The sequence below is a fragment of the Mucilaginibacter sp. UYCu711 genome (genome assembly GCF_050433825.1).
GTDB lineage: Bacteria > Bacteroidota > Bacteroidia > Sphingobacteriales > Sphingobacteriaceae > Mucilaginibacter.
Genome location: NZ_JBNPWM010000003.1, coordinates 283,121 through 295,374, shown reverse-complemented (window position 1 = coordinate 295,374; position 12,254 = coordinate 283,121). Strand labels below are relative to the sequence as shown.

Below are 12,254 nucleotides of genomic sequence, written 5' to 3'. Positions count from 1 at the left end.
TTTAACACTAATCAGGCATATATATCCTGACGAATACCCCTGGCTAGCGCGAGCATAGGCATCACACAGAACGAACAAACAAAAAACGCCTCAGCAATACAGCTAGGCGTTTTTGATTTTATTTGAATACTTCTTCGCGGAGAGAGACGGATTAATTTCATTTATCAGTTGTGGAGCAGGCTCATCTTAAGCTGTCGCCGCGCTTGTAGCGTTGAATTTTAATGTTTAGCTGAAGAAAATTCAAAGCCCTTAAACACAAAATGCCACCCACTTGGTAGGCAGCATTTTAGCTGGCGGAGAGGGACGGATTCGAACCCTCGATACCCTTTTGAGGTATACACACTTTCCAGGCGTGCTCTTTCGACCACTCAGACACCTCTCCGTTTTTGGTCATTAGTTAATTAGCCACTCGTCATTGGTCAATGGTATTTGATAGCAATTTTTACAATCACTAACTAATCTCTGATCTCCAATCACTAATCTCTAACACCGCGCAAAGTTAAAATAATATCCCGTCGCTCAGCATAAAAAAAGCGAAGCACCCCGCCGGATGCCTCGCTTGTATAAAAAATAACCAAAAACTATATTTCCACTTTTAATTACAGCGCTGCTGTAACATCAATGTATTATATAGAGTGTTTAAGTTTGAATTAGTTTAATTGCAACCAAAATTTTTATGGTAATAATGCAGATAAACTTTTTTAGCTTATGTTTGCTACTGTTAGCCAAACAGGCAGTTTGGCGCATAAAAAGCCTGTGCAATTTTAATGTTAAGCATCAACGAGATCAAAAAACCCATTGCTGCTGATATTGACGTTTTTGAGGAGCGTTTTAAAGCCTCCATGCAAAGCTCAGTACCGTTGCTTGATCGTATAACCCATTATATTGTTAAGCGTAAAGGCAAGCAAATAAGGCCCATGTTCCTATTTTTTTCGGCCAGTATTTGCGGGGGCATTAACGAGTCTACCCATCGTGGCGCGGCCCTGGTTGAATTATTGCATACGGCTACATTGGTGCATGATGACGTAGTTGACAACTCTTACCAGCGTCGCAGTTTTTTCTCTATCAACGCTTTATGGAAAAATAAAATAGCTGTTTTAGTGGGCGATTACCTGCTGTCAAAAGGCTTATTACTTTCTATTAATAACGGCGACTTTACATTACTCAAGATCGTATCAGAAGCGGTAAAGCAAATGAGCGAGGGCGAGCTATTACAGATTGAAAAAGTGCGCCGCATGGATATTGGCGAACCTGTGTATTATGATGTTATCCGCCAAAAAACAGCATCGCTCATAGCTGCCTGTTGTGCCTGCGGCGCGGCATCAGCCGGGGCTGATGATGAAACTACAGAGAAAATGCGCCTGTTTGGCGAGAAGATAGGCATCGCTTTCCAGATCAAAGATGATATGTTTGATTTTGGCACCGACGATGTAGGTAAGCCATTGGGTATCGATATCAAAGAAAAGAAGGTTACGCTGCCGCTCATCTACGCGTTAAACAATTGTGACGCGACGGAGAAAAAAAGAATCATCAACCTGGTAAAGAACCATAATGACGAACCGGAAAAAATTGCCGCCATTATTAAGTTTGTAAATACTACCGGTGGCTTGCAATATGCCGAAACCCAAATGAAGAAATACAGGGATGAAGCTTTTGAAATATTAAATACATTCCCCGAGAGCGACTCGCGCCGTGGGTTGGAGCAATTGGTGACGTTTACAACCGAAAGAGACAAGTAATGGATAGTGAACTTTTATTTATAGGCGGATTTTTAGTATTCATTTTTATAATGATGGCTATTGACCTGGGCTTATTTGGCAATTCAAACAAACCGGTAAGCCTTAAGCAGGCCTGTTTTATGAGTGCTGTTTGGGTTTGTTTTGCGCTTGGCTTTTATGCGTTGATACTAAACTTCGGTCAGCTGCTGCATCACGTAGACAGTTTTGCCGCTTTAAAAGAGATCAATACAAAAAACCTGCATAATCTTCAATTAAATCCCAACGATTTTGAAGGGGGCTTAGCACTATATCGAAAAAACCTGGGCCTTGAATTTATTACCGGTTATGTGGTTGAGTACGCCCTTTCGGTAGATAATATTTTTGTAATGGTGCTGATATTTACCGCTTTTGGTGTTGATAAAAGGCATTACCATAAAGTGTTGCTTTGGGGGATAATTGGCGCGGTGGTAATGCGTTTCCTGTTTATATTTGTTGGGGCGGCGTTAATAGAAGAGTTCCATTGGATCTTGTACCTGTTTGGCGCGTTCCTGGTTTATACCGGTGTAACCATGTTTATTAACCGGAACCAGGAAGAAAACATCGATCCCGAAAATCACACGGTAGTGAAACTGGCTTCTAAATATTTCTCGGTACACCCGCAGTTTGAGGGGAGCAGGTTCTTTATTAAGATAGATAGGAAAAAGTTTATCACGCCATTGTTCCTGGTATTGCTGATTATTGAGGTTACCGATCTTGTTTTCGCGGTCGATTCTATCCCCGCAATATTCTCGGTAACTAAGGATCCTTATATCGTATTCTTCTCTAACATATTTGCCATTATGGGCCTGCGCTCCATGTTCTTCCTGTTGGTTAATATTATCGATAAGTTTCATTACCTTAAAGTTGGATTGGCGGCCTTACTGGCTTTCATCGGCTTAAAAATGCTGGCAGCTAATTATGTCGACCAGATAGGCCTTACTACGGGGCGGTCTTTGTTGGTTATATTGGGTATTTTGGTAATTAGTGTGGTAGCATCATTGGTGTTCCCAAAGAAGAAAGTAAAGCATAAATAGCAATCAATATGGATGATAACAAAAACCAGTCTGTCCCCTCTTTATTTGAATGGGCAGGTGGTATGCCCATGTTTGAGCAATTGTTTAACCGATTTTATGATAAGGTATTAGCCGATGATATTTTAGAGCCTGTGTTTAAGCATATGTCGCCGCAGCATCGATTACACGTGGCCCATTTTGTAGCCGAAGTTTTGGGTGGCCCGAAACTATACAGCGAAAGTGAAGGCAGCCATTTCCAGATGATCCAAAAGCATCTGGCCAAACACTTAACTCAACAGCACCGCAAACGCTGGATGGAGCTATTATTAGAAACAGCCGACGAATTGCAATTACCTGATGACCCCGAGTTCCGCTCTGCATTTATGGCTTATCTTGAGTGGGGTACCCGCATTGCTGTGCTTAATTCGAATTTAGATAAAGCAGCAGAAGATCCTGATATGCCCATGCCAAAATGGGATTGGGGCGTGCCGGGTGGGCCGTATACGGGCAATTAATAGCTGCAGAAATAACATATAGATGTCAAAGAGGCATCATCGTAAATCAAATATCTCAAATCTCGCTTCTATATATTAACTTCGTGAATGCACGGTTTAGATCTTAGCCTTTTTAAAATAACGCCGCTTGGTGTATTGGATATATTGCTGGTAGCCTTTATTATATACCAGCTTTATAACCTGGTACGTGGCACCATCGCAGTAAATATTCTGTTGGGCATGGGTGTGATCTATGTGCTTTACTTCGTGGTAAGCAACTTGCATATGCCCATACTTACCAGGATATTAGGGTATTTTAAAGATGCAAGTTTAATCATCATCATCGTTGTATTTCAGCAGGAGATAAGGCGGTTTTTACTGTTGGTGGGTAAGAATGCATCGCTGCAGCGTAACAAAGCCTGGTGGCGCTATTTCTTTGGTAGGGTACAGGACGAGAAAAACAACTACGCCCGCATTAAACCTATTATCGATGCCTGTAAGATCTTAAAGCAAACCCGTACCGGCGCGCTGATAGTTTTTGCTAAATATTACGACGAGCAATTTTACCAGAACAGTTGCGAAGTGATGGATGCCAAAATCTCTAAACGGTTATTAGAAAGCATCTTTCAAAAAACCAGCCCGCTGCATGATGGGGCGGTAGTTATTGCCGAAAACAAAATTAAATCGGCCAGTTGTATTTTGCCGTTGACGGATAAGGTTGACCTGCCTGCACAGTTTGGCTTGCGCCACCGGGCCGGTATTGGTGTTACCGAGGCTAATGAAGCCACGGCTATCATCATATCCGAAGAAACCGGCGAGATCTCGTACGCAAAACAGGGCAAAGTTAAAATGAATATTAGTTTTGCTGAGCTGGAGAAATTACTGAATAAAGATTTTTCTATTTAATTATTTAAAACGCTACTACGCTATCTGCACCGCTTTTGGTTTTGTAGATTGCATACCCTATTACTTTGCTTTTACCCACAATTGGCATATTGTAACCGGTCCTGTCGGTTTTTACTATTGGCATTCGCTTATCGGTATTAGTTAGTTTGGCAATAGGCATACGGTCGGGGTTAGCAACCGCGTTGATGTTTAAAAGCTGTGGCAGGTTTGTTACGGGGATGTTAGCATATACAGGTACGGTAGATGGCTTATACTGGATGGTGTCCACCGATAATTTTGTCATTTTTTGAAACCAATCGGCGTTGGCTTTGGATTTTAACAACGGTAATAAATGATTAGTACTACAGTTGCAAACGAAATTGCGGGGCTTAGTTTTAACCGCCGATTTTGGGAAAAGTGAAAAGCTGTTACTTTGTGCATTTACCGCTATAGTGCTGATTAGGATAGCCAGGATTGCAAATAATCTTTTCATAACGTATAAGGTATTATACTAAGTTAATAACCTAAAGTGTTGTTCCCTAATTATTTAACATTTTTAACAATTAGGGAACAACATCGTTACTCAAACTTATCGGCAACAACCTGTATTTTACGCTTGCCTTTTTCTTCGGCCTCGAACGTTAGTGTAACCTTGCCATCCACGCCTGCAATAGTTATTGTAGCATGTACTTCGTTGCCATTACCGTTTTGCAGGGTACCTTTAACTACCATTTTTCCGGTTTTAAAAGGCGTGGTCCACTCGCAGGTTTTAGAGGTGATATCTCCCGACATTGTATTACCCTCGTCGCCCGGTACAATAGATATATATGTTTTGGAGATAGTTATTGCTGTTGCCTCATCCCTGGTCCGTTCTAATTTGCCTTCTTCATCAAATATTAAAGTTTTTGATGATTTGAGGGTTACGGTTTTATCGCATTGCCCGTATACGTAATTTGCACCGGCCACCATCATAAAGGTTAGCGCCAATATTGTTCTTTTTAAATTTGCTTTCATGATTCTTATGTTTTTTTTACCAAAGGTAGTCATTGTATAGTATTATGCAATACATAGTACCATATAAATGTTAATAAAATTCATAATCAATTAATTATCAGTCAATTAATTTAAGAAGTACTGACTTTAAAGAAGCATAATACTAATTTTCAAGCATGGCAATACCAAGACCAAAAATGGCGAAATGAAGTGTTTATGCCATTTTTTATAGCAATTATTTTAGTGCGGTTTTTACTTAAGTGTCAGATTATCAATAGGTTAATGGCAATTAACTTGTTTTGCCCCATTTGTATGTTTAAACAAATATTATTTTAGCTAACTATCTTTATATCAAGTAATTAAGCCTGAAATTTTGTTTCATTTTGTTTCACAAATTTTTTGTAATAGACTTAATTTCAATTGGTTAGTGCCAAATCTTGTTTCACCTGTTTCATTTGTTTCACACACGCGTGAAACAACACAGTGTGTCGGACCGAAGAAATACACTAAACGCCTTTCACATAATTGGTGCCATATGGGAAACGTTGCGGGCGGGATAACCACTTATTGGCTTCGACGCTATTGGTAAAACGTTCTGCTTTTGGGTCCCAATGCAGTTTGCCGGGTACTTTCATCGAGATATGCGCTACCAAACAAGCGCTGCACGAGCGGTGTGCCACCTCAACCGGGCTGATGGTAGGTTTCCTGCTTTCTATGCAATCCAGCCAGTTGCCATGCTGCTCATGGTCGTCGGCATATAAATGATGCTCGTTAGGGCCGATTACCGAGGTTAGTATTTTTGGGTCGCTGGCAGTAAAGGCGGCGTTTTTATTGGCTACCGGATCGCTGGCGGTAACGCCGCCACCATCGCGGGCCACGAAGATCCAGCCGTCGGTACCTTCAAATTTAATTCCGTTGGTGTTCTTGCTGTTAATAAGCATAGTAACGCCATTAGCATATTTGGCGCGTACGTCAAAATCCAGGTGTACATCCCACAAACCTGTTTTAGGGAAGGTAGCATGACCGTCAACTTCAATAGGGCCGGTATATTCTGTATCCATACCCCAATGGGCAATATCAATATGGTGCACACCCCAGCCGGTTATCATGCCGGCGCCAAACTGCTCGCACCGCAGCCAGCCACCACGCGACCCAACATCAGTTGTTGAATGCGCCCTGTCTAAAGTGTAATACACCCAGGGTGTCGAGCCTAACAGCATATCATAATTCAGCCCTTCGGGTATCGGCATTTCGGCGGTGTTGCCGCCAACAATATCAGCAGGTAAACCAACATTTACAGTATGCAGCTTCCCTATGCGGCCATTACGAACCAGCTCGCAGGCCTTTTTAAACTGGGGCCAGGGTTTATCCCCACGTTGCTGGCTGCCTAACTGAAACGTAACCCCCGATTTGCTCACGGCATTGCTCATAGCACGCCCTTCCTCTATGGTTAACGACGTAGGTTTTTGCAGGTAGATGTGTTTGCCGGCCATAGCAGCCTCAATAGCAGGCTGGGCATGCCAGTGGTCGGGCGTGCTGATGATAACAGCGTCAACGTCTTTATTAGCCAGCAGTGCATGGTAGTCGTCGTAGGCTTTAATGTCGATATAGCCGGTCTTACCCATCTTTTTATCATACCACCCCTCAATCACTTTCTTCCCACTCAGCAAACGCGGACGGTCGAGATCGGCCATTGCCATAATACGAGCCTTATCATATTTAAAGGTTTCGACCAAATCATGCGTCATGGCAATACGCCCGCAACCTATCTGGCCTATGTTGATCTTGTTGCTTGGCGCGCTTTTACCAAATACCGACGACGGTACAATAGTGGGCATACCGATAACTGCAGTAGTTAGCGCGGCAGTTTTAACAAATTCGCGGCGTGTATAGGCATTTTTGTTAGCGTCCATGTTGTTGGAGTTTTAGTAGAGATGCTGGTTTATATTTAACAGGCGTATCGCGCGAATCAGCGTAAGCCTTTGTATAATCTAATTTAGCGGATTGCGCGGCGATGTATTGTATGCCACTTAAAATATGAGCAGAAAAATCGGCCCGCTGGTAATATTCCTTATCATGCCCAAGCGTAGTTATCCAGCTATTGCCGCCATCAAAGCGCTGGTACCACTCGGCCGGCATCAGGCTGCCAAATGAGCCTGCATATTTTTTTATGCTGACCGAATCGTGCGGATTAAGGGTGGAGATATCGTGGACGGCGGTAACTTTAATACCGGGGTAAAACTCCTTAAGGAAATAACATTCGTCGCCTAAAGGTGGTTCCCAGGCCAGGGGTAGGTCTTTTACCGTAGGATGCAGTGGATCAATGACGCGAACGGTAAATTTTTGATGCGGCGGATGCCAGGCAAAAGTGCCGCCCAACATTTGTTTGAACCAGGTCCAGCTGCGTTCTGTACCTACTGCGGAGTGCAGGCCAACAAAACCACCGCCTGCCTCGATATACCGCCTGAAAGCCAGCCGCTGTGCGTCGGTATCAAAAACATCGTTATTAGTGCTGGTGAAGATCAGTAAGGTATATCGTTTCAGATTTTGATCAGTATAAACCGCAGGGTCATCAGATACATCAACCTTAAAACCATTTTCCCTTCCCAGTTTTTGGATGCACGCAACAGAGGCAGCAATGTTATCATGCACATAGCCTTTGCCGTTTTTGGTATAAACCAGTACGCTAATGCCTCTTAATGGAACAGCAAAAGCTGCGCTAAAAAATAGCATGAGCAGCAAAACTACGGTACAGATTCTTTTTAATATGGTTGTGTTCATACAGGCTATAGAAAGTGTAATGTCGAACGGTTATAATTGGTTGATGCAATGTATTAAAAATGCGTGATTGTTTAATACTGATAAAACAAAAAAGGGAGGCTCAAACAAGCCTCCCTTTTAAATCAATATATAAACAGATTACTTACTTGAATCTATTTCCTTAATAGCTTCATCAGCAAAGTTGGCTGACGCGGTATCGCCCTTTTTAGTGCGTTCTCCCTTTATATCAGTTATCATTACTTTTAACGGAGCAGCCACACCATACATTTTGTATTTAATAGCAGCATCCTTAATAGCTGTAATGCCTTGTTGTGCATATTCAGGTTTTGTAACCTTGCCTGTCATCGCGGCAAAGTCCCTTATCATACCAAACTTGCCGTTTATTTCAGCATCAGTAAATTGTTTGTATACATACGGAAACTCCGCATCGCCACCGGCCGAACTATATACTTTTACCAACGCTGCTGTAAGCGCACCTTTATTATCTTTCTCAAAAGGTTTAGCTAATGAAATGCCTGTTGCAGGATCCTGCAAAGCTATTGCACTTAAAGCGGCACCTTGCACGGCATACGATTCGCTTTTCAGCGCATCCCTGAATGTGTTCATCATACCCGATGCTTTTAGTTTTCCTAAGGCGGTTATAGCGGCAGCACGTACCAATGTATTAGGGTCTGTTTGCGCCAATGATAATAATATCGGCTGGGCCGGATTGCGTACATCATCATTGGTCATGTTTAACCCAACGACGGCTTTGATCCGCAAGCCGTAGTATTTGTCTTTTAAAGCCGCCAGCATTACTTTGCGGGCGCCTTCATTGCCTTGCTCTGAAGCTGATTTAGTTATTGCTTCAAAACGATCAAGATATAGCGGCGCGTTAAAGTATTGGAAAACGTATTCGTCTAAAGTTTTGCTATCGGTTTTTTGTGCTAATAAAATTTTATCGCCATCAACATTTACCAGGTCGGGTTTAACGGTAGATGCGAAAGTTAGCGTATCAGCCTTATCATTCATCCAAACTTTATGGCGCGTTTTTTTGCCACCTGCATAAATATCAATTGCCATTGGTAGTTTAAAGGCGTCGCCATCCTGGGTTTGTTGCAGGTAAACGGTTTGTGTTTTGCTGGCATCATCCCATTTATAGCTAATTTTTAAGTTAGGGTGACCGTGGTTATAGTACCATTGGTTAAAGTACCAGTTTAAGTCGAGGCCGCTGGCTTCTTCTAAAGCTAAACGCAGTTGCTGTGGTTCGCCGGCTTTAAAGGCATTGGTTTTTAAGTAAATGCCTAACCCTTTATAAAAGGCTTCGTAACCTAAATAGTTGCGCAGCATGTTTAATATGCGTCCACCTTTCTGGTAGGTAACAGCATCAAAAACATCTTCTTTATCATTATAATGGAAACGAACCAGATCCTTAGTTTTATTAGCAGGATTAGCCATATAATTCAACATTGCCTGGTAGCTATGAGCATCAGCCTCGTCTTTGCCATATTTATGTTCGGCCCAAAGTATCTCGCTAAAATCAGCGAACGACTCATTTACCGTAAGGTTGCTCCAGCTTTCGGCAGTAACTAAATCGCCAAACCATTGGTGAAACAGCTCGTGCGCTATAGTGCTGCGGCCGGCGTCATAATTAGCATCAATTAATTCGCGGTGGGTGCCTTGTACATATACGCCATGTAAAGTAGCCGATGTGTTTTCCATCGCGCCGCTCACATAGTCGCGCACTACAATTTGTGCGTATTTGGCCCATGGATAATCAACCCCTAAAGTTGTAGAGTAAAATTCGATCAGCTCGGGCGTCATACCAAAAATTTCTTTAGCATAAGGCGCATATTTAGGCTCAAGGTAGTAGCTAACTTCTTTATCGCGCCATTTGTCTTTATAGATCTTAAAATCGCCTACAGCCATCATAAACAGGTATGGCGAGTGTGGCAAATCTTGTTTCCAAACATCGGTACGAGTGCCGTCGCCATTAACTTTTTGTGATTTTAACAAACCGTTTGATAGCGTAACGTACTTCGCCGGTACGGTCATAGCAATCTCTTCAGTAGTTTTTTGCTGCCCCTGGTCGATAGTAGGGAACCAGCATGATGAGCTTTCGGTTTCACCTTGTGTCCAGATCTGGGTTGGCTTGTCTTTTTCGGTGCCGTCCGGGTTAATAAAGTATAAACCCTTAGCATCGTTTATAGCTGCGCTGCCCTTTACATGCAGGTCGTTAGGCTTTGAAGTATAGTCGATATAAACGGTATAGGTTTCGTTATTATGATAAACCTTATCCAATTGGATAGCCAGGCTCAGACTGTCCTGGTATTTATATTTAAGCGGGATATTTTTGCCGTTTTTTACTACCGAGATATTTTTGATATCCATGCCTTTGGCATCTAATCTTAAAGTATCGGTTGGGTAAAAGTGAGGTTTTAAAGTAACCCATTCCTTGCCATACATATAGCGTTTTTTGTAATCGAAACGCACATCAAGCTTGGTGTGTACCAAGTCGTTAATGCGGGGTTGGGTTGCCCGGTAAATTTTCATTTTAGGGTCCTCGGCTTTTGGCGCCTGGGCCATTACCGTGCTTAGCGCGCCAACGGTAATTACCATACCGGCAGCTAAACCGGCTATTGTGGTTTTTTTCATCAGTATAAAAGATCAGTTTTAAGCGAAAATAAAAGTTTTAATTGATATTTAAGACAACGTTATAGGGGAAATGTTACAGGGATGAAGATTGTTTAGTAAAGATTGGGCAGATTGCTTTATTATTAAATAAAAAAAGCGATGAGGTTACTCATCGCTTCAATATAATTTTAATAAGACGGGCAACTAATCTCTAATCACCAACCTCTTATCTCTAACCTAGCAATACTGATCAAACGCGCTAACCAGGTTGTCAGCTATCATTTGTGCAGGGCGGCCTTCAATCTGGTAACGCTCTATCATGTGCACTAATTTACCATCTTTAAACAACGCCATAGCAGGTGATGACGGAGGGTAAGGCAACATATAATTACGTGCTGTATCAACAGCTTCTTTTTCCATACCGGCAAAAACGGTTACAAATTTATCAGGGTGTTTTGAATTTTGAGTAGCCATGCGTGCTGCAGGGCGTGCATTGGCAGCAGCGCAGCCGCAAACAGAATTTACCATAACAAATACGGTGCCCGGTGCTTCAATAGCATTCTTCACCGCCTCGGCATCTTTCAACTCCTCAAATCCAACTCTGGTTAATTCTTCCCTCATCGGGGTCACTAAATATTCTGGATACATCATAACGTAGGTGGTTCTATTTTCAATAATTTATCCACAAAAGTAATAAATACGAAACATGAAAGTTTTATTATTCGTAATAATAACACATTGCTGACAAACTGCATACAAACTAAACGTTTTTTTGTTTAAAATTTAATATTGATTTGTTGCCGCCTTTTTTTAAATTGCAATCCCTATTTTAACAAGGTAATGAAAGTTAACCCAAAGGACATTAGTACAATTGTTATCCTTAATAAGAATAAGCAAGGTACTAAAACCATACAAATACGCACCCGGCATATAGCACGCTTAAAATATTATGCAATGACCCTGGTAGCTGTACTTGCACTTTTAGTGGGAGCTATTGTGTTACTCCAAAAAAATATAACGCAGCAAGATCTTGAAAAGCAACAACTGCTTACGCAGATTGTAAGTCTTAAAGGACAAATTCCTGTTGCTTTGCAACAAGTTAGCGAAAAAAATTCGGCACAAAGTTATGTCCAGGCTATAGAAGGCAAGCTTAAAAACATTAATGATTATTTAAGAAAACGCGGCTTAAAAGGTTTCTCAACAAAATCTGTTGGTGGTGATGGAAATGCCGAAGGTGCCAAACTTTCTGACAAGGAAGTTTATATGGCTTATAATGATTATTTAACGCATTTGGTTAATTCGGTAGGTTTTACACCCATGGGTTATCCGCGCATAAGCGCAATGACATCAAGCTTCGGTTTCCGCAGTGATCCTTTTAACACGGCGCATGCCGAGTTTCATCCCGGCATTGATTTTACAGGCCACCGCGGCGATATTGCCAAAGTTACCGCCAACGGCCGCGTAGTATCCGCCGGCTGGAATGGTGGTTACGGCAATTGCGTTAGGGTCGCACACGCCAATGGTTATGAAACTTTGTACGGGCACCTGTCAAGAATTACGGTTAGTGTTGGCCAGAAATTATCAGTAGGCGATAAGGTTGGCGAAGTTGGCTCAACCGGGCGCTCAACCGGTACGCATTTACATTACGAAGTAAGGCAAAATGGTAAGCCGGTAAACCCGGTTAAATTTTTAACCTTAAACAATTAATAAAGCAGGTT

General features: G+C 42.1%; 11 protein-coding genes and 1 tRNA gene. 5 read left to right on the top strand and 7 right to left on the bottom strand.

Features of this window, described 5'->3' with window-relative positions; genetic code table 11:
• Positions 1-291: 291 nt before the first annotated feature.
• Positions 292-382 (bottom strand) — tRNA-Ser (locus ABIB50_RS08560).
• Between the two features lie 385 nt (positions 383-767).
• Between ABIB50_RS08560 and ABIB50_RS08555 the strand changes: the two genes are divergently transcribed.
• From ABIB50_RS08555 to cdaA, 4 genes are all read left to right on the top strand, one after another.
• Positions 768-1,739 (top strand): polyprenyl synthetase family protein, encoded by a 972-nt coding sequence (locus tag ABIB50_RS08555; RefSeq protein WP_429378923.1) that lies wholly within the window; start codon positions 768-770, stop codon positions 1,737-1,739.
• On the top strand, positions 1,739-2,791 hold the full coding sequence (locus ABIB50_RS08550; RefSeq protein WP_429378921.1) for a TerC/Alx family metal homeostasis membrane protein: 1,053 nt from the start codon (positions 1,739-1,741) through the stop codon (positions 2,789-2,791). Before ABIB50_RS08555 ends, ABIB50_RS08550 begins: the two co-directional genes overlap by 1 nt.
• 8 nt (positions 2,792-2,799) lie before the next feature.
• Positions 2,800-3,285, top strand: a complete 486-nt coding sequence (locus ABIB50_RS08545) for a group II truncated hemoglobin (RefSeq protein ID WP_429378919.1) — start codon at positions 2,800-2,802, stop codon at positions 3,283-3,285.
• Between the two features lie 87 nt (positions 3,286-3,372).
• Positions 3,373-4,170 carry a diadenylate cyclase CdaA gene (cdaA, locus tag ABIB50_RS08540; RefSeq protein ID WP_429378917.1) on the top strand — a complete coding sequence of 266 codons (798 nt, stop codon included), beginning with the start codon at positions 3,373-3,375 and terminating at the stop codon, positions 4,168-4,170.
• 4 nt (positions 4,171-4,174) lie between these two features.
• On the opposite strand, the gene ABIB50_RS08535 is transcribed toward cdaA, so the two are convergent.
• The 6 genes from ABIB50_RS08535 to ABIB50_RS08510 form a co-directional block, all read right to left on the bottom strand.
• The gene (locus ABIB50_RS08535) at positions 4,175-4,642 is read right to left on the bottom strand and encodes a hypothetical protein (protein ID WP_429378915.1); all 468 of its coding nucleotides are present in this window, start codon (positions 4,640-4,642) and stop codon (positions 4,175-4,177) included.
• Between the two features lie 86 nt (positions 4,643-4,728).
• Positions 4,729-5,163: a hypothetical protein gene (locus ABIB50_RS08530; RefSeq protein ID WP_429378913.1), complete on the bottom strand. Its 435-nt coding sequence runs from the start codon at positions 5,161-5,163 to the stop codon at positions 4,729-4,731.
• 485 nt (positions 5,164-5,648) lie between these two features.
• Positions 5,649-7,055 carry a Gfo/Idh/MocA family protein gene (locus tag ABIB50_RS08525; RefSeq protein WP_429378911.1) on the bottom strand — a complete coding sequence of 469 codons (1,407 nt, stop codon included), beginning with the start codon at positions 7,053-7,055 and terminating at the stop codon, positions 5,649-5,651.
• Positions 7,045-7,923, bottom strand: coding sequence for a ThuA domain-containing protein (locus ABIB50_RS08520; protein ID WP_429378909.1), 879 nt, complete (start codon positions 7,921-7,923; stop codon positions 7,045-7,047). The genes ABIB50_RS08525 and ABIB50_RS08520 overlap by 11 nt, the downstream gene beginning before the upstream one ends.
• Positions 7,924-8,061: 138 nt before the next feature.
• Positions 8,062-10,557 carry a M1 family aminopeptidase gene (locus ABIB50_RS08515; protein ID WP_429378907.1) on the bottom strand — a complete coding sequence of 832 codons (2,496 nt, stop codon included), beginning with the start codon at positions 10,555-10,557 and terminating at the stop codon, positions 8,062-8,064.
• Between the two features lie 216 nt (positions 10,558-10,773).
• The gene (locus ABIB50_RS08510; protein WP_429379245.1) at positions 10,774-11,184 is read right to left on the bottom strand and encodes a BrxA/BrxB family bacilliredoxin; all 411 of its coding nucleotides are present in this window, start codon (positions 11,182-11,184) and stop codon (positions 10,774-10,776) included.
• Positions 11,185-11,376: 192 nt separating this feature from the next.
• On the opposite strand from ABIB50_RS08510, the gene ABIB50_RS08505 reads away from it, so the two are divergent.
• Entirely contained in the window at positions 11,377-12,243 is an 867-nt protein-coding gene (locus ABIB50_RS08505) for a peptidoglycan DD-metalloendopeptidase family protein (RefSeq protein ID WP_429378905.1), read from the top strand.
• Positions 12,244-12,254 lie beyond the last annotated feature (11 nt).